General features: G+C 72.5%; 16 protein-coding genes. 8 read left to right on the plus strand and 8 right to left on the minus strand.

Annotated elements, in window-relative coordinates; all coding sequences use genetic code 11:
- Nucleotides 1-10 precede the first annotated feature (10 nt).
- The gene (locus OHA98_RS35465; RefSeq protein ID WP_266931797.1) at nucleotides 11-391 is read right to left on the minus strand and encodes a helix-turn-helix domain-containing protein; all 381 of its coding nucleotides are present in this window, start codon (nucleotides 389-391) and stop codon (nucleotides 11-13) included.
- A gap of 110 nt (nucleotides 392-501) precedes the next feature.
- On the opposite strand from OHA98_RS35465, the gene OHA98_RS35470 reads away from it, so the two are divergent.
- The 6 genes from OHA98_RS35470 to OHA98_RS35495 all read left to right on the plus strand — a co-directional run bounded on the left by OHA98_RS35470 (nucleotide 502) and on the right by OHA98_RS35495 (nucleotide 6,495).
- Nucleotides 502-1,362: an SDR family oxidoreductase gene (locus OHA98_RS35470; RefSeq protein WP_266931798.1), complete on the plus strand. Its 861-nt coding sequence runs from the start codon at nucleotides 502-504 to the stop codon at nucleotides 1,360-1,362.
- A 139-nt stretch (nucleotides 1,363-1,501) separates the two neighbouring features.
- Complete coding sequence (gene rarD, locus OHA98_RS35475; RefSeq protein WP_266931799.1) at nucleotides 1,502-2,590, plus strand: EamA family transporter RarD; 1,089 nt, start codon at nucleotides 1,502-1,504, stop codon at nucleotides 2,588-2,590.
- A gap of 303 nt (nucleotides 2,591-2,893) precedes the next feature.
- The gene (locus OHA98_RS35480) at nucleotides 2,894-4,573 is read left to right on the plus strand and encodes an FAD-dependent monooxygenase (protein ID WP_266931800.1); all 1,680 of its coding nucleotides are present in this window, start codon (nucleotides 2,894-2,896) and stop codon (nucleotides 4,571-4,573) included.
- Nucleotides 4,574-4,585: 12 nt separating this feature from the next.
- Nucleotides 4,586-5,038 carry a hypothetical protein gene (locus OHA98_RS35485; protein WP_266931801.1) on the plus strand — a complete coding sequence of 151 codons (453 nt, stop codon included), beginning with the start codon at nucleotides 4,586-4,588 and terminating at the stop codon, nucleotides 5,036-5,038.
- 198 nt (nucleotides 5,039-5,236) lie between these two features.
- Nucleotides 5,237-5,581 carry a hypothetical protein gene (locus tag OHA98_RS35490; RefSeq protein ID WP_266931802.1) on the plus strand — a complete coding sequence of 115 codons (345 nt, stop codon included), beginning with the start codon at nucleotides 5,237-5,239 and terminating at the stop codon, nucleotides 5,579-5,581.
- A 107-nt stretch (nucleotides 5,582-5,688) separates the two neighbouring features.
- Complete coding sequence (locus OHA98_RS35495) at nucleotides 5,689-6,495, plus strand: HAD family hydrolase (RefSeq protein WP_266931803.1); 807 nt, start codon at nucleotides 5,689-5,691, stop codon at nucleotides 6,493-6,495.
- A gap of 62 nt (nucleotides 6,496-6,557) precedes the next feature.
- Here OHA98_RS35495 and OHA98_RS35500 read toward each other — a convergent pair whose 3' ends face one another.
- A complete protein-coding gene (locus tag OHA98_RS35500; RefSeq protein ID WP_266932553.1) occupies nucleotides 6,558-8,558 on the minus strand; it encodes a SpoIIE family protein phosphatase in 2,001 nt (666 codons plus the stop codon).
- Between the two features lie 325 nt (nucleotides 8,559-8,883).
- Nucleotides 8,884-9,684, minus strand: coding sequence for an SDR family NAD(P)-dependent oxidoreductase (locus OHA98_RS35505; RefSeq protein WP_266931804.1), 801 nt, complete (start codon nucleotides 9,682-9,684; stop codon nucleotides 8,884-8,886).
- A 143-nt stretch (nucleotides 9,685-9,827) separates the two neighbouring features.
- On the opposite strand from OHA98_RS35505, the gene OHA98_RS42800 reads away from it, so the two are divergent.
- A complete protein-coding gene (locus OHA98_RS42800; RefSeq protein WP_323179695.1) occupies nucleotides 9,828-10,367 on the plus strand; it encodes a TetR family transcriptional regulator in 540 nt (179 codons plus the stop codon).
- A gap of 92 nt (nucleotides 10,368-10,459) precedes the next feature.
- Here OHA98_RS42800 and OHA98_RS35520 read toward each other — a convergent pair whose 3' ends face one another.
- The 5 genes from OHA98_RS35520 to OHA98_RS35540 form a co-directional block, all read right to left on the minus strand.
- Nucleotides 10,460-11,050: a TetR/AcrR family transcriptional regulator gene (locus OHA98_RS35520; protein ID WP_266931805.1), complete on the minus strand. Its 591-nt coding sequence runs from the start codon at nucleotides 11,048-11,050 to the stop codon at nucleotides 10,460-10,462.
- Nucleotides 11,051-11,324: 274 nt separating this feature from the next.
- The gene (locus tag OHA98_RS35525; RefSeq protein WP_266931806.1) at nucleotides 11,325-12,332 is read right to left on the minus strand and encodes an ABC transporter permease; all 1,008 of its coding nucleotides are present in this window, start codon (nucleotides 12,330-12,332) and stop codon (nucleotides 11,325-11,327) included.
- Nucleotides 12,319-13,374: an ABC transporter ATP-binding protein gene (locus OHA98_RS35530; protein ID WP_266931807.1), complete on the minus strand. Its 1,056-nt coding sequence runs from the start codon at nucleotides 13,372-13,374 to the stop codon at nucleotides 12,319-12,321. The genes OHA98_RS35525 and OHA98_RS35530 overlap by 14 nt, the downstream gene beginning before the upstream one ends.
- Before the next feature lie 122 nt (nucleotides 13,375-13,496).
- The gene (locus tag OHA98_RS35535; protein ID WP_266931808.1) at nucleotides 13,497-14,765 is read right to left on the minus strand and encodes a DUF2092 domain-containing protein; all 1,269 of its coding nucleotides are present in this window, start codon (nucleotides 14,763-14,765) and stop codon (nucleotides 13,497-13,499) included.
- A 261-nt stretch (nucleotides 14,766-15,026) separates the two neighbouring features.
- On the minus strand, nucleotides 15,027-16,037 hold the full coding sequence (locus OHA98_RS35540) for a polyprenyl synthetase family protein (RefSeq protein ID WP_266931809.1): 1,011 nt from the start codon (nucleotides 16,035-16,037) through the stop codon (nucleotides 15,027-15,029).
- A 156-nt stretch (nucleotides 16,038-16,193) separates the two neighbouring features.
- Here OHA98_RS35540 and OHA98_RS35545 point away from each other — a divergent pair, with 156 nt between their 5' ends.
- Entirely contained in the window at nucleotides 16,194-17,693 is a 1,500-nt protein-coding gene (locus OHA98_RS35545; protein ID WP_266931810.1) for a peptide MFS transporter, read from the plus strand.
- Nucleotides 17,694-17,698 lie beyond the last annotated feature (5 nt).

The following is a 17,698-nucleotide window of genomic DNA, read 5'->3' on the forward strand; positions in this document are numbered from 1 at the left end:
ACCGGAACCTTCAGGTCCGGGCCTCGTCGTACGCCTCGCGCGCCGCCCGCACCGCGTCCACCCGGCGCTCGGTCCAGCGCGCCAGCTCCCACACCTGCTGGGCGGCCTCCCTGCCCAGCTCGGTGAGCGAGTAGTCCACCCGCGGCGGGATCACCGGTTTGGCGTCCCGGTGGACGAAGCCGTCGCGCTCCAGCGTCTGGAGGGTCTGGGCCAGCATCTTCTCGCTGACGCCGCCGACCGTGCGGCGCAGCTCGCTGAAGCGGTACGAGCGCTCCAGCAAGGCGGCCAGCACGAGGACGCCCCAGCGGCTGGTGACGTGTTCCAGCACCAGGCGGGAGGGGCACATCGCCCGGTTGACGTCCGGGTCCCGACTCATTTCACTTACTCCCATGCCAGTACCTTACTTCAAAGTGGGTACTTTCTCCTGGTTAGTGCGCGCCGTAGGGTGAGTTCCAGACGGCCCGGAAGCGGACCGAGCCCCCCGAACAGGAGAAACCCCCCATGAGCATCGTCGTCACCGGAGCCACCGGAGAGCTCGGCCGCCTCGTCGTCGAGCAGCTGCTGACCTCGGTCCCCGCGGACCGGATCGCGGCGGTCGTCCGCGACAAGGAGAAGGCCGCCTCCCTCGCCGCCCGCGGCGTCGAGCTGCGCATCGCCGACTACGACCGCCCCGAGACCCTCGCCGGGGCCTTCCATGCGGGCGACCGGGTGCTGCTGATCTCCGGCAGCGAGGTGGGCAGGCGGGTGCCGCAGCACACCGCCGTCATCGACGCGGCCCGGACGGCGGGCGTCGCCCGGCTCGCGTACACCGGAGTCCTGGGCGGCCCCGACGCCGACTTCGGCCTGGCCGCCGAGCACAAGGTCACCGAGCGGCTGATCCTCGACTCGGGACTGCCGTACACCTTCCTGCGCAACGGCTGGTACACCGAGAACTACACGGCCAACCTCGCCCCGGTCCTGGAGCACGGCGCGGTCGTCTCCAACGCGGGCGACGGGCGCGTCGCCTCCGCCGCCCGGGCCGACTACGCCGCCGCCGCGGCGGCCGTGCTCACCGGCGAGGGCCACCTGAACACCGCGTACGAGCTGAGCGGCGACACCGCGTGGTCGTTCGCCGAGTACGCCGCGCTGCTGTCCGGGGCGACCGGCAGGGAGATCGCGTACAACAACGTCCCCGCCGCCGTCCACCAGGAGATCCTGGTCGGCGCGGGACTGCCCGAGGCCTTCGCGGCGATCCTCGTCGACGTCGACGAGGCGATCGGGCGCGGCCGGCTCGCCCCGACCGGCGGCGACCTGGCCCGGCTGATCGGCCGCCCGACGACACCGCTCGCCGAGACGGTGACCGCGGCCCTCGCCGCCGCCTGAACCCACCCCCGTACCGCAGCCCGGCCCGAAGACTCCCCTGTCATGAGCGTTTCCCTGAGACGGCTATGACACCGGGCCCTTCCGGCGCTACCTTCGTGCAGTCGGCCGATCCGTCGACACACGTACGCCGGGAGGGCCCGTGCAGGGGAAGAACGAACAGCGGGCAGGTCTGCTGTACGGAATCGGCGCATACGGGATGTGGGGCGTCGTCCCCCTCTTCTGGCCGCTTCTGAAGCCGTCCGGGGCGATCGAGATCCTCGCCCACCGGATGGTCTGGTCACTGGGCGTCGTCGGTGTCGCCCTGCTCGTCGTCGGCCGCTGGGCCTGGCTGGGCGAACTGATCCGCAACCCCCGCAAGCTCGGCCTGATCGCCCTGGCCGCGGGGGTCATCACGGTCAACTGGGGCCTGTACATCTGGGCCGTCAACAACGGCCAGGTCGTCGAGGCCTCGCTCGGCTACTTCATCAACCCGCTGGTCACCATAGCCATGGGCGTCCTGCTGCTCGGCGAGCGACTGCGCCCCGTCCAGTGGGTCGCGGTCGCGACCGGCTTCCTGGCCGTGCTGGTGCTGGCGATCGGATACGGACGCCCGCCCTGGATCTCACTGACGCTGGCCTTCTCCTTCGCGGCGTACGGCCTGGTGAAGAAGAAGGTCAACATGGGCGGGCTGGAGTCACTGGCCGCCGAGACCGCCGTGCTGTTCCTGCCCGCGCTCGGGTTCCTGCTCTGGCTCGGGGCGAGCGGCGGGGCGACGTTCACCGCCGGGGGCGCGGGCCACGGGGCGCTGCTCGCCGCGACGGGCGTCATCACGGCGGTGCCGCTGGTCTGCTTCGGCGCGGCGGCGATCCGGGTGCCGCTGTCCACGCTGGGGCTCCTGCAGTATCTGGCCCCGGTCTTCCAGTTCGCCCTCGGCATCGTGTACTTCCACGAGGAGATGCCGCCCGAGCGGTGGGCCGGGTTCGCGCTGGTCTGGCTGGCGCTGTCGCTGCTGACCTGGGACGCGTTGCGCACGGCGCGGCGGAACCGGGCGGAGGCGGTGCGCCTGGCACGTACGGTCGCCGCACAGACCGGAACACACGCCGGAACGCGAGCCGGGGCCCAGGCCGCGGCGGCGGTGCCGGGGGCGGAGACGCCCGGCACCGCCGCCTCCGGCACCGCCCCGGGTTCCGGTCACGGTACGGGGACGGGGCCCGGCGCCGGGGTACCGGAGCGGGCACCCACCTCCTGAGCCGGCCGGGCCGACCCGGCGGAGGGCGGCGTCGTCCCCTTCCGCCGGCGCAGCCCGAGTGCGGTGATCAGGGCACCCAGCACCACCATCGCCACCGGCACCACCAGGGCCACGCGGAAGGCGGACAGGGACGGCTGACCCCGCTCCCCCCTCACCCGTGGAAACCCGAACCCACCCACAGAAACCCGACCGGCGGAACCACTCGCAGAAACCCCACCCACCCCAAAAACCATTACCCGGTTGCTTTTTTAACTCGGTTGCGATTTCCTTTGGTCTTCGGAAAACGCGGACCGAGGAGCAGGCATGACCGACGTACTGATCGTGGGCGCGGGCCCGACCGGGCTGACCCTGGCGTGCGATCTCGCCCGGCGCGGCATCGCCGTACGGATCGTCGACAAGTCCCCCGCGTACCCGCGCAGTTCACGGGCGAAGGGCCCCAACCCCCGTTCCCTCGAAGTCCTGGCGGACCTGGGCGTCGTCGACGAGGTGCTGGCCGCCGGTTCGGCGCCCCTGCCGATGCGCAAGTACCGGGACGGGCTGCCGGTCGCGGACACCGATCCGTACGCGGACTGCGCCCCGGCGCCGGACGCGCCCTACGACCGGGGGTGGCTGATCCCCCAGTGGCGGCTGGAGGAGATCCTGCGCGACCGCCTGGCCGCGTACGGCGTCCGGGTCGAACTGGGCGCCGAGGCCGTGGCACTCACCGACACGGACGGGGACGAGGACGGGCGCGTCGGCGTGACGTTCGCCGCCGGGCCGCCCGTCCGGGCGCGGTACGTCGTCGGGTGCGACGGCGCCCACAGCTCCGTACGCAAACTGCTCGGCATCGCCTTCGAGGGGAAGAGCGACGCCGGACTGGCGATGGTCTGCGGCGATGTCGCCCTCACGGACGGCGTCCTGGCCCGCGACCGCTGGCACCAGTGGTTCGACGAGGACGGCGCGGTCATGCTCTGCCCCATCCCCGGCACGCCCTCGGGCTGGTGGTTCCAGGCCGGGCCCGAACGCGACCGTGAGGGCCGGCCGCTGGCCCCGTCCCAGGAAGGGTTCAGGCGGCTGCTCACCCGGCACACCGGCATCCCGGGCGGCCACCTCACCGATGCCACCCTCCTGTCGATGTACCGCGTCAACGTCCGTATGGCCGACCGTTACCGGGCGGGCCGGGTCTTCCTCGCCGGGGACGCCGCCCATGTGCACCCGATCGCGGGCGGACTCGGGATGAACACGGGCATCCAGGACGCCTTCAACCTGGGCTGGAAGCTCGCGCAGGTGCTGGCGGGCCGGGCCGCGCCGGAACTGCTGGACACCTACGAGGAGGAGCGGCTGCCGGTCGCCGCGTGGACCCTGGACATCACGTCGGAGAGCCTGCGGGCCACGCTGACGGCGATCAGGAAGCCCGGCGGCGGCCTGGACTCCGCGATCACCCCGGAGACGGCCGGACTCGGCGTGGGCTACCGGTGGAGCTCACTGGCCGCCGCCCCGGACTCGGACGCGGCGGACGCGTTCACGGCGGACTCGGACGCGGCGGACGCCGGTCCGGACACCGGTGGCGGCCCCGGCGGTCCGCGCTCCGGGGACCGGGCGCCCGACGCGCCCTGCCTCGACGCCGCGACCGGCGCGCCCACCAGCCTGTTCCGCACCTTCGCCGGACCGCACCTCACGGTGCTCGGCTTCGGTCCCGGGAGCGCGCGGGCCCTGCGGGAGACGGCCGCGGCGTACGGGGACGCCGGCGCGGTACGGACCTGCCGGGTGTACGGGGCGGACGAGGTGCCCGGGGACGGCGCCGCCGGGGTGATCGACGACCGCGGGCACGCGCGGGCCGCGTACGGTACGGGCGGCGCGGACACGGTCGTGGTGATCCGGCCCGACAACCACGTGGGGATCGTCGCCCCGGCGGATGCCGTGCGCCCCGTACGGGAGTACCTGGGCCGGCTGCACCGGGCGGACGGTGCCGTCGGCATGGTGGACGCGGTGGGGCAAGGCTGATTGAGTGCCCGGATGGGGACTGTTCTCAAGGGCATGGGCGATGTTCGCTGGCACGATCTCCGGCATGCGTACGGTTCCGCCTCCCAGGTCCCCGGCACCCTGTCGCGGATCGCCTGGGGGGACGCCCCGAACGCCGAGGACGCCCTGAACGACCTCGGGCACTGGATCGGTTCGATGGCGGTCTTCGACGCGACCGTCGCCGCGGTGCCGTTCCTGTGGGAGCTGGCCGGGACCGAGACGGTCAAGGACCGGGCCGGGGTGCTGGAGCTGCTCGGGGCGATACTCGCCGCCGGGCACGCCCACCACCCGGAGTGGGCGCGCGGTGCGCACGACGCGGTCGTGGCGGGCCGCGCGACGGCCGAGCTGCTGGCCGACACGGCGAGGACCGAGGCGAGGGCCGCGGCCGAGCTGCTGGCGGCGATCGACGGGCACACTTGCGCCGCCTGTCCCCCGCGAGCCGTCTGAGGGGCTCCCTCCGTGTCGCTCGTCGGCTTCCGTCCACCGCATCGCGGGCGGTTCGGGGCCCGGCGGGCGGCCTCGAACAGCTACGCCTTTCGAGTGAGGACGAATCGTTTCTCCGGCCATACCGGGCCAACCCAAGATCATCGCGGGGAAAACTGGGGCCCGCCCGACCGACCCCCCGTCACGAATGGGACGACTTCCATGCGCCTGCGCGCCCTCGCCACTGCCGCCGCCTGCGGCTTCGCCGTACTCCTCGCCGCCCCCGGCGCCGCGTCCGCAGCGGACGGCGACTTCATCTACACCTACAACGACCCGAGCGGGGCCCCGCACATCGGCGGCCTGATCGACCCGCCGAGCGGGGTCTGCATCACCCTGCCCGAGGTCGCCCCCGAGTGGACCACGCCCGCGCACTCCCCGCGCAATTACACCGGCTCCACGGCCACGGTCTTCGCCGGCGCCGACTGCGAGGGCCCCTACTTCAGCCTCCGCCCGAACGGCGGCCACGCCTCCGAGCGCCTCAAAGTCCGCTCCGTGGTGTTCAGCTGACCCCGCCCCCGTCCTGACGAAGGATCCGGTACCCGCGCCCCTGGGCCGTGTACCGGATCCTTTCGGTTCGCACAAGGGGCCATCCGTGTCCCTTCTAGGCTGGGCCCATGCCCATGCCACCCGCCCATGCCCTTGTCGCCACGGACCTGGACGGCACGCTGCTGCGTCCGGACGACACCGTGAGCCCGCGCTCCCGTGCCGCCCTGGCGCTGGCCGCCTCGGCCGGGGCCCCGCACCTGATCGTCACCGGCCGGTCGGTGCCCGGCATACGGGCGCTGCTCGCGGACCTGGACTACCGAGGTCCGGCCGTCTGCGGGCAGGGGACCCAGGTGTACGACGCCGGATCGCGGCGGATGCTGCGCTCGGTGACCCTCGACCGGGAGCTGGCCGACGCCGCGCTCGGCAAGATCGAGGCGGAGGTCGGAGCGGTCTTCGCCGCCGTGGACCAGGACGGCGAGGACGGCCGGACCCTGATCGAACCGGGCTACCGGATGCCGCACACCGGCCTTCCCGCCGTCCGGGTCGACCGCCGCGCCGCCCTGTGGGACGCGCCCGTCATCAAGGTGCTGGTACGCCACCCGGAACTGGGCGACGACGCCCTGGCCGCCGCGGCCCGCGCGGCCGTGGGCGACCTCGCGACGGTCACGATGGCGGGCCCCGGCACGGTCGAACTGGCCCCGTACGGCGTGGACAAGGGCACCGGGTTCGCGCTGGCCACCGAGGTGCTGGGGATCGATCCGGCGCACGCGGTCGCGTTCGGCGACATGCCCAACGACCTGCCGATGTTCCGCCGTTCCGGCCACCGGGTCGCGATGGCCGATGCCCACCCGGAACTCCGCGCGGCGGCCGACGAGGTGACGTTGTCGAACGAGGACGACGGCGTCGCGGTGGTACTGGAGCGGCTGTTCGGCTGAGCGCCGGAGGGATGTCCGCTCCACCGCGGCGTGCCCGACGGGGCGGACGGGCGAGGGCGCTCTCAGTCCGCCGGGGCGGGGACGCCGATGTCCTGCTCGGTCCACAGCGTCTTGCCCCGCGGGCCGTGCCGGGTCCCCCAGTGCGAGGCGAGCTGGGACACGATGAACAGTCCCCGGCCGCCCTCGTCGGCCGACCGGGCGTGGCGCAGGTGCGGTGACACCGCGCTGCTGTCGTGGACCTCGCAGGTCAGCGTGGGGCCCAGCAGCAGGCGCAGCCGCAGCGGCGGGGTGCCGTAGCGGACGGCGTTGGTGACCAGTTCGCTGACGATCAGTTCGGTCGCGTCGATCGTCTCCTCGTCCAGGTTCCAGCCCTGGAGCCGGTCGCGTACGAGCACCCGCGCGGTGGACGGCGTCGTGCGGTCGTGCGGCAGGTCCCAGGTCGCGACGCGGTGCGCCGGGACGGTGCCGGTACGGACGAGGAGCAGGGCGGCACCGTCGGCGTGGGCGCCGGCCGGGAGTCCGTAGACGACGGCGTCGCTCAGGTCGTGAAGGCCGCGCTCCGGGGAGGCGAGCGTACGGCGGATGCGCGCGACGGCCTGTTCGTCGGGGAGCAGGGCCTCGGTGCAGAAGGCCAGGAGGCTGCCCTCCTCCAGGGTGAGGACGGCCGTCGCGAACGGCGCGCTCTCGGGGGAGAAGAGCCTGGGCCCCTCGGGCACGTCGACGGGCGGCGCGCTCCCGTCCGGTGCGATGACCACCGGCGCCGGGTTTCCGGCTCTCGCGAGGGTGCAGGTGCGGGTGAACGGGTCGTAGATCGCGTACACGCACGCCGCCGACAGCGGTTCGCCGTACAGGGCGTCGGCCCGGGGCAGGTCGGCCCGTTCGGCGGCGAGGCGTTCGGCGGTGTCGTTCAGCCGGGCCAGCATCTCGTCCGGTTCCAGGTCGAGACCGGCCAGCGCCTGGATGACCGTACGCAGCTGCCCCATGGCGATGGCCGCCTCCAGGCCCTGCCCCGCCACGCTGCCGACGACGAGGCCCGTCCGGGCTCCGGACAGCGCGATGGTGTCGAACCAGCAGCCGCTGTTGCGTCCGGGCAGCAGGACGTGGGCCGTCTCCACGGCGGCCTGGTCGCCCTCCTGCTGCGGGAGGAGCCGGCGCTGGACGGTCGAGGCGATCACATGGCTGCGCTCGTAGCGTCGGGCGTTGTCGACGCTCAGCGCGGTACGGGCGGCCGCCGTCCGCGCGACGAGCGTGTCGTCCTCGTCGTACGGCTCGCTGTCCCCGCACCGGTAGAGGCTCACCAGACCGAGGACGGCGCCGCGCAGCGTCAGGGGAACCACGATCAGCGAGTGGGCACCGGCCGACTCGATCAGACGGGCGCTGTCGGGGTCCGCGTCCAGCCACACGGTGTCCGGACCGAGCTGGACGAGCCGGGGCCGGAGGTCCGACACCGCCAGCGCGTACGGCGTACGGAAGGGCAGCCGGCGGGTCCCGCCCTCCGGGTCGGCCCGGCGCAGCGGCACCTCGGGCCCGAGCGGGCCCACCGGCGGGTCCGCGCCGCGCAGGACGTCGTCGACCACCTCGACCACGGCCAGATCGGCGAACCCCGGTACCACGGCGTCCACGAGCGAACGGCAGGTCTCCGCGACATCCAGCGACCCGCCCACCCGCTCGCGTACAGCGGCCAGACAGCTCTCCCGCGCTCGCGCCCGCTCCCGTTCGGTGACGTCGACGACCGCCGCCAGTACGCCCCGGGGCACGTCGTCGTCGGGGCCGTCGAGCCGGTACACGGACACGCTGAAGCTGCGGTCCGGTCCGGGCAGCCGGCGGAGCCTGCCGCGGATCAGCCGGTCGCGTACGGGCCCCTCCCCCTCGAGCACGCTCCGCAGCACCTCGGCCGCCTGGTGCGGTTTGTCGAGGCGGTACACATCGGTGAAGTGATCACCGATCATCTCCTGTACATGGGCGGCATCGACGAGGGAGTTGGCCCGGACCACCCGCAGTTCGGGATCGAGCACGATCAGGCCGACCGAGGACTGGGCGAACAGCGTGTCCAGGAGGGCCACGTCCAGACCGGCCGGGCCGCCGTCCCTGCCGCCCCCAGTACCTCTGCTGTCTCTTCCGTCCCCGGTGGCTCCGCCGTCCCGGCTGCCCCTGGCGCCTCTGCCCTGCCGGTCGTCCGGCTCCGCCCCGTGCCGGTCGTCCGGCTCCGCCCCGGCAGCGACCGTTCCCTCGGTGTCCGACACGGTTTCACCCCACCCTCAGGCTCTCCGGCACGCCGGGGAACCGCCGCGCGCCAGACCAGCATCACCCGGCGCACGCGTCCCGGCGACCGGATGGCGGCAGCCGGGTGGCGCCGGGCGGTGCCTCCGGCCCCGTCACGACCGCCCCTCAGACGGGCGGCAGCATGGCGCGCCGGCCCGGGACGGCGGGCGACTGGACGGTCATGCCGCCGTCGACCACCAGGAGTTGGCCGGTGAGGTAGCGGGACTCGTCGGAGGCGAGGAAGACCATCGTGTGGCCGATGTCCTCGGGGGTGCCGAGGTAGGGCAGGGCGTTGTAGCCCTTGAGCGCCTCGATGACATCGGCGGGGAGGTTGTCCCGCAGGGCGGGGGTCATGACCGCTCCGGGGGCCACCGCGTTGCAGCGCACACCGTGCGGGCCGTACTGGACGGCGATCGACTTGGTGAGGCTGACGACGGCGGCCTTCACCGCGCCGTACGAGATCTGGAGGACGTCGCCGACCAGCCCGGCCACCGAGGCGGTGTTGATGATGGAGCCTCCCCCGGCCTCGATCATGTGCGGGACCGCGTGCCGGGAGCCGAGCAGGGTGCTGCGTACGTTGAGGGCGACGGCCCGCTCGAACTCGTCCATGTCCAGCCGCAGCAGGTCCAGGTCCTTCCGGGGATCGCTGCCGCCCACGTGGTTGCAGAGCACGTCCAGGCCGCCGAACTCCGCGACCGCGGCGGCCACCGCGCCGGCCGTCGAGGCGTCGTCGGTGACATCGACGGTCACCGGGAGCGCCCGGCCGCCGGCGGCCTCGATCAGCCGGGCGGTCTCCTCCGCCGCGGCCGTGTCGTGGTCGGCGGCCACGACACGGGCGCCCTCCCGGCTCATCAGCTCGGCGGCGGCCCGGCCGATGCCGCTGCCGGCCCCGGTGATGAGTGCGGTCCTGTCCTTGAGACGGTCCATGGTCCTCTTCCTCGCTCGCTCGACCGAAGTTGTCATCATTGATGACAACCGTAAGTCATCTATGATGACTTTCCCAACGAGCAACGGAGACCCCAGCCGTGACCGAGCCGCAGCGGGCCCCCAGGCCACGCCGATCCGCAGCCGTGACCAGGCAGGAGATCCACGACGCCGCCCGGGAACTGTTCACGCGCGAGGGCTTCGGCTCGGTCGGCATCCGGGCGGTCGCCGCGCGGGCCGGCGTCGACGCGGCTCTGGTGATCCGCCACTTCGGCTCCAAGGAGCAGCTCTTCGTCGAGGCGATGGCCGTCGACCTGCCCGCGACCCGGATCATGGAGGGCCCACTGGAAGGGATGGGCCGGGCGCTGGTGGAGCATGTGGTGGGGCTCTCGTCGTCCACCGCGGGGGCGCTGGCCGTGGCCTCGCTCGCCGCACTCTTCCGGGCCTCCGACCGGACCGAGGTCCAGCGGACCCTGCGGGCGACGATCGAGCGCTCCTTCGCCGCCCCGCTCGTGCACCGGCTCGACGGGGCGGACGCCGAACTGCGCGCCCATCTGGTGGCGGCCCAGATCGGCGGCCTGCTCACCTCCCTGCACGTGGTGGAGGACTCCGTACTGACAGGAGCCGGCCGGACGGCCCTGGTCGCGCACTACGGCGACGCCGTCCAGCGGCTGATCGACGGCTGACCGACGGCTGACCCGTGGCCGACCGACGGCCGACCGGCACCACGACCGGTCGGCCGGAACCCGCGAACCCCGAACCGCTCACGCGGCGGCCCTCAGTAGCCCTCCGCTCCCAGCGCGCGCAGCACATGCGCCACCAGCGCGGCGACCGTCTCCTCGTCGTGGACCGGCCTGCGCAGCACATGGCGGTAGTAGACGGGGCCGTAGAGCATCTCCACCGCCAGCGGAAGGTCCGCGTCCGCCGGGATCTGCCCCTGCTCCTGAGCGCTCCGCAGCCGCGCCACCGCGGCCTCGAACCGGGGGTCGACCAGCTGCTCCCGCACCGCCCGCGCCAGCACGTCGTCGTGGTGGACCTCGGAGAGGATGCCCGCGTACGCGGGGCCGAACGGCGGCGTCGAGAGCAGCTTCACCGCGGCCGTCACATGGCCCCGCAGATCGGCGCCGATGTCACCGGTGTCGACGAACGGGGTGGCATCGACCAACGCCTCGGTGAACGCCTCCAGCAGCACCGCGCTCTTCGACGGCCACCAGCGGTAAATAGTCTTCTTGCTCACACCGGCGCGGGCCGCGATGGCCTCCACCGTGACCCGGCCGTACCCCTTCTCCGTACACAGGTCGAGCGCGGCCCGAAGGGTCGCACGTCGTGATCTCTCGCTGCGGCGCAGGGAACTCGGCGATGTGATCATTCGGTGAGCATAGGGGTCTTCAAGCCATCTCTTGTTGACAGGTCGTCGCCAGAAGTCGAACAATACCGAGGCGGAAACGGAACGTACCGTGTCGTGTCGTTCCCGTTGTCCGCACCGTTCGTGCCGTTCGCGCCGCGACGAGCCGATCGGGGGACGGCTCGCCCGGCCGACGGTGCGGTCGGGCCCGTACCGTCCGGATCAAGCCAAGACCGCCCCCGGGCACTCCGCGTCACTCCGTCCCTCCCGCCGGGCCGCCCGGCGCTTCCCGGGCCGTTCAGGCAGTGATGTCCTTGGCGGTGAAGCGGGCCCAGGCCGCCGAGCCGAACACCGCCGCGTACATCCCCTGAAGGCCGAGGTTCCTGACGATCTCGTCCCCGTGGACGGGGTCGCGCAGCAGGTCCGCGAAGGACAGCCAGTAGTGCGGGAAGAGATACGGGTGGACGGCGCTCAGCTGCGGGATCGACCCCAGGATCTGCACCGTGATCAGCAGGCCGACCGTGGCCGCCATCGCCGCGATCCCGCTGCCGGTCAGCGTCGAGATGAACAGGCCCAGCGCCGCGAAGCCGGTCAGCGACGCGGCGACCACCACCGCGATCAGTCCGGCCCGCACCAGCCCCTCACCGAAGCCGATCCGGGTCCCGGAGATCGTGGTGACCTCGCCGAGGGGGAAGAGCAGCGCGCCCACGGCCAGCGCCGACGCCGCCACGACCAGCGTCGCGACCAGGCAGAAGACGAGCACACTGGCGTACTTGGCGAGCAGCAGCCGGGTGCGGCCGGCCGGGGCGACGAGCAGATAGCGCAGGGTGCCGCCGTTCGCCTCGCCCGCGATCGAGTCGCCCGCGACGACGCCGACGGCCATCGGCAGGAAGACCGGGAGCGTCGCGGCGAGGGCGGCGAAGACCAGGAAGAGACCGTTGTTGGTGACCTGGGTGAGGAAGGCCGGTCCCCCGGCCCCGCCCGGGGCTCCGTCTCCACCGCCGCCGCCCGTCTCGATCCTGACCGCGATCCCGATCAGTACGGGTACGGCGGCGAGCACGCCGAGCAGGGCGAGGGTCCGCCAGCGGCGCAGGGTGGTGGTGACTTCGGAGCGCAGGATTCCGAACGTCCACAGGAGGTTGCGGACGGCCCGCACGCCGGTGGCATCGGCCCGCACGCGGGTGACGTCGTCCCGTACGCCCGTGGCATCGGCCCGCACGCCGGCGACGTCGGCCCGTACGCCCGTGGCATCGGCCGGCGCGCCGGTGACGTCGTCCCGTACGCCCGTCGGTTCAGCCTGCGACATCGAATCCCTCTCCGGTCAGTGCGACGAAGGCGTCCTCCAGCGAGGCCCGTTCGACGCCGAAGGCCCGTACCCGCACCCCGGCACCCACCAGTGCCGCGTTGAGGTCGGCGAGTTCCGTACCGCCGGGCGGGGCGTCACCGGTCAGCCGGTCGCCGTCCGTCCGCAGTCCGGTGATCCCTTGCTCCCTGAGGACCCGGGCGGCGTCGCCCGGGTCGGGGGTGGTGACCGTGAGCCGGCCCCGGGTGCCCGCGGCGAGCTCGGCGACGGGTCCCTGGACGATCAGCCGGCCGCGGGCCATCACCGCGGCGTGCGTACAGACCTGCTCGATCTCGTCCAGGAGGTGGGAGGAGAGGAAGACCGTGGTGCCTTCCGCCGCCAGTTCCCGGACGAGGGAGCGGATCTCCCGCATGCCCTGCGGGTCCAGGCCGTTGGTGGGTTCGTCGAGGACGAGCAGGCGGCGCGGCCGGAGCAGGGCCGCGGCGAGCCCGAGGCGCTGCTTCATGCCGAGGGAGTACGCCTTGGCCTTCTTGCCCGAGGCGGCCGCGAGCCCGACCCGGTCCAGGGCGTGCGCGACGCGGGCGCGACGGGTGCGGGGGTCGGCGGTCGGGTCGGCGGAGTCGTAGCGCAGCAGGTTGTCCCGGCCGGTCAGGAAGCCGTACAGCGCCGGGCCCTCGATCAGCGCGCCGACCTGCGGCAGCACGCTGCGGGCGCCGCCCGGCATGGGGCTGCCGAGCACCCGGGCGGTGCCGGACGTCGGGTCGATGAGGCCCATGAGCATCCGGATCGTGGTGGTCTTCCCTGAGCCGTTGGGGCCGAGGAAGCCGAAGACGCTGCCGCCGGGGACGGTGAGGTCGAGGCCGTCGACGGCGAGCTGGCCGCCCCGGTAGCGCTTGGTGAGACCGCGGGTCTCGATCACGGCCTCCGCCGCCCCGCCGCCGGCCACTCCCGCCGTCCCGTCATCGGCCGTGCCCGCCGTCCCGCCACGGGCCGCCGCCGCACTCATCGCCGTACCGCCATCGGCCGTACGCGCCGTTCCGGTCATGCGCACCTCTCCCACCTCTGCCCGGCCCGGACCGGCCCGGCCCGGCTCAGCGGGCCGCCCCGCCGCGCGGTGCGCACGGCGGGGCGGCTTCGTTCACCGTGGGTACGGAAGCACCCCGGCGCCTACTTGGCGCCGTTGGCCGCCTGTACCAGCGCGTCCTTCGTCACCGCTCCGACGTAGACGGTGCCGTCGTCCGTCAGCAGGGCGTTCACCAGGCGGGTCTTGAAGACCGTGCCCGAGCCGAACTTCCCGGTGACCTTGTCACCCAGGGCGTCCAGGAAACCCTGGGCCTCGGCCGGCAGGCCCTTCGCGTCCGCCGAGCCGCCGGTGGGCAGGCCCGAACCGCCGGGGGTCTTGATCTGGGCGACCGAGGTCCAGCCCTCCCCGATCACGTTCACCCCTTCGAAGTCCCCCAGGGCCTTCATTCCTTCCGGCCCGGCGAACTGCTCCGGCGTCATCCCGGCCTCGCCCTGCTTCTCCGCCTCGGCCTTGAGGTCGTCCGCCTCGGTCACCTTCGCGCCCTTGGGCGGGGTGAAGGAGAACAAGGAGGCATCGGGCCGGCCGAAGTCGACCTTGGTGAAGCCCGCGTCGACCACGGCCTTGCCGCCGCCGCTCGCGGACAGGGTGAACTTCAGCGGCACCCCGTTGGCCGCGTCCACCGCGACCCGGATCGAGCCGACCGTCGAACCGGACTGCTTCGGCTTGATCAGCAGCTGGTACGCGTCACGCCCCGCCACCCGCGAGGTGCCGTCGACGGTGACCGAGGTGGTGTCCCCGGCCGCCGCGAGAGCCTGCTCGGCGAGCGCCTTCGGTGTGGCCGGAACACCCTCGGGTGCCTGGTGCCGCTCCCGCTGCTTCTGCTGCTTCTGCTGCTCGGCGTCCGCCGCGGCGTGGTAGACCTCGCCGGACTTGCTGTCGTACGCCCAGACCTCGCCCTTGTTGTGGATGAGGTTGTACTCGGCGGCGTCCCCGAGGATCGAGAGCCGCTGCCTGTCGGGGCCGTCCGCCGCCACCCGCAGCGTGTGCGTACCGGAGGTCAGCTCCATGAGCTTGTCCTCCGGGGCCGCGCCGGAGCCGCCGTCCGTACCGCCCGCGCCGGGGGCGAAGGAGCCGGCGAGGCCGCCGAGGGACGGGATGCCGAGGTCGGTGCTGATCTTCAGCGTGCCGGAGAGCCGCTGCTCGTCCGAGGACGCGATCTTCTCGATGAGTTCCTGGGCGCTGATCTTCGGCAGCTCGGGATCACCGGAGTCCGCGAGGGCCGGGACGAGTCCGATCGTCGCGGCCGCCACCCCCGCCACTGCGACGGGGACGATGTATCGCGCCGCCTTCCGGCGGCCCACGACAGTGCCCGTGGCCTTGCCGGTGGTCTCTGCGCTGTCGTTCGGTGCCATGTGTGCCCTACCTCCGTGGTCGGCGGCGTCCGTCCGTTGCTCACGTCCACTCCCTGCCGCCATTCTCACCCGATGTGGTCAGGAGTGGTTGTTCTCATCTGACCAAACCGGGCCCCCCGAAGCGTCAGCCCCCGGGATCAACTCCGCCTACTGCTGCGGTATGACAACCGAGGGGCCGGGACCGGCCGTCCACTAGGGGTCCGCAGGGCGTACAGGGCCGACAGAGGTAGTGCCGCGACGGCGGGATCCCCGAACGATGTGTCAGCCGGCGCGGTGCACCACGGCGTCGCACAGCTCCGCCAGGGCGGACTTGGCGTAGCACTCGGGCAGCGGCGCCAGCGTGGCCCGCGCCTCCTGGGCGTAGCGGACGGTGTCCTGACGGGCCTGCTCCAGCGCCGGGTGGGCACGCAGCCTGCGCAGTGCCTCGGCCAGCCGGGCGTCGTCGCTCAGATCGCCGTCCAGCAGCTCCACGAGCTCCAGGTCGTCGGGCTTGCCGTCGGCCGCCGCCTGCGCCCGCAGCCGCAGGACCGGGAGTGTGGAGATGCCCTCGCGCAGATCGGTGCCGGGGGTCTTGCCGGACTCGTGGGAGTCGGACGCGATGTCGAGGACGTCGTCGGCGAGCTGGAAGGCGATGCCCAGGCGCTCCCCGTACTGGGTGAGGATGTCGACGACCCGCTCGTCGGCGCCGGACATCAGGGCTCCGAACCGCCCGGACACGGCGATCAGCGAGCCGGTCTTGCCGCTCAGGACGTCCAGGTAGTGGTCGACCGGGTCGCGGCCGTCGCGCGGCCCCGCCGTCTCCAGGATCTGGCCGGTGACCAGACGCTCGAACGCCTCCGCCTGGATGCGTACGGCCTCCGGGCCGAGGTCGGCCAGGATGTGCGAGGCACGGGCGAAGAGGAAGTCGCCGGTCAGGACGGCGACGGAGTTGCCCCAGCGGACATTGGCGCTGTCGACCCCGCGGCGTACGTCCGCCTCGTCCATCACGTCGTCGTGGTAGAGCGTGGCCAGATGGGTCAGTTCCACGACCACGGCCGAGGGAACGATCCCGGGCGCGTCCGGGTCACCGAACTGGGACGCCAGCATGACCAGCAGTGGCCGAAAACGTTTGCCGCCTGCACGGACGAGGTGCTGCGCGGCCTCCGTGATGAAGGGGACATCGCTCTTGGTCGCTTCGAGCAGCCCCGCCTCGACAGCGGCCATACCCGTCTCGACATGGGTCTCAAGAGCCTGGTCCCGCACGCGCAGTCCGAACGGCCCGACGACGGTCACGAGGGGGTCTCCTGTCTACTGACGATCACATGGATTGTCGATGTGTCGCTGTCATCACTCAACTCAGCGTATCCGGTCCTCTTTGGATCACCGTGGGCGCCTTCCCGCCACCGCCGGTATGTTCGGGATCAGCTCATACGATCAGGAGTTGCCGTTTTGTCGCACACCACCAACGACACCGAGTCGACACAGCCCCCGCCCGGGGACGACCACGCCTTCTTCGGCCAGCCACGGGGGCTGATGACCCTGTCCGGCCTGGAGGTCTGGGAGCGCTTCTCGTTCCTGGGCATGCAGGCGATCCTGGTTCTCTTCTTCGCCGATACGGTGTCGAACGGCGGCATGGGGATGGACGCCGGCACCGCCGCCTCCGTCTCCGCCGCCTACGGCACCCTGGTCTATCTGGTCTCCGTGGCCGGAGGCTGGCTCGCCGACCGCATTCTGGGCTCGTACCGCGCCGTCCTGTACGGCGGCATCCTCATCGCCTGCGGCCATTATTCGATGGCCGTGCCCACCGACACCATGACCTGGGTCGGCCTGGGCCTGATCAGCGCCGGAACGGGTCTGCTCAAGCCCAATGTCGCCTCCATGGTCGGCAAGCTCTACCGCACCGACGACGAGCGGCGCGACGCCGGGTTCGCCCTCTACTACATGGCCATCAACATCGGCGCCTTCGCCGGTCCGCTGATCACCGGCTGGCTCGGTGACCACGCGAGCTGGCACTGGGGCTTCTCGGCCGCCGCCGTCGGTATGACGCTCGGCCTCATCCAGTACGTGGCGGGCCGGCGTCACCTGGCCGGGCGTAAGCACAGCGCCGAGTTCCCGCTCGCCCCCGCGCCGATGCGCCGCGCCGTGCGGCTGATCGTCGTCGGGGCCGTCGTCGTCGCCGTCCTCGCCACCGCGCTGGTGCTGGCCGGCTGGCTCACGATGGACCGGTTCGTCGATGTGCTCACCGTGATCTCGGTGATCGCCCCGGTCGTCTACTTCGTGGTCATGTTCAGGAGCCCCCGGGTGACCGCGGAGGAACGCGGCAGGCTGCGCCCGTACGTGGTGCTGTTCCTGGGTTCCGTCGTCTTCAACTTCATCCTCTTCCAGGCGTACTCGACGATGATGCTGCTCGCGTCGACCAACGCCCGTACCGAGATCTTCGGCTTCCACTTCCCGGCCAGCTGGTACGCCTCCGCGCTCGGCGCCTTCGAGGTCGCGCTGGCGCCCGTCGTCGCCGCCGTCTGGGCCCGGATGGGCACCCGCCAGCCGCACGCCTCCAACAAGATCGCGTTCGGCGTGATCCTCGGCGGGCTCTCGTTCCTGCTGATGGTCCTGCCCACGTCCGGGCACGCCGACGACACGTACAAGATGGCCGCCTGGTGGATCGTCGGCTCGTACCTGCTGCTGGGGCTCGGCGACATCCTGCTGGAGACCTCCGGCATGTCCGCCACGACGAAGCTCGCCCCCAAGGCCTTCGCCAGCCAGACGATGGCGCTGTGGTTCCTGTCGCTGGCCCTCGCCAACGGCATCCAGGCGCAGATCGTGAAGCTGTACGGCGAGGTCTCCAACCCCGCCTACTTCGGTGTCAACGGTGCGATCGCGGTGGTGGCCGGTGTGGCGATGATCGCCGCCGCCCCCTGGCTCAAGCGCACCATGCACCCCGTCCACTGAGGTAC

Origin of the sequence: Streptomyces sp. NBC_00654 (assembly GCF_026341775.1) — a bacterium.
Classification (GTDB): Bacteria; Actinomycetota; Actinomycetes; order Streptomycetales; family Streptomycetaceae; genus Streptomyces.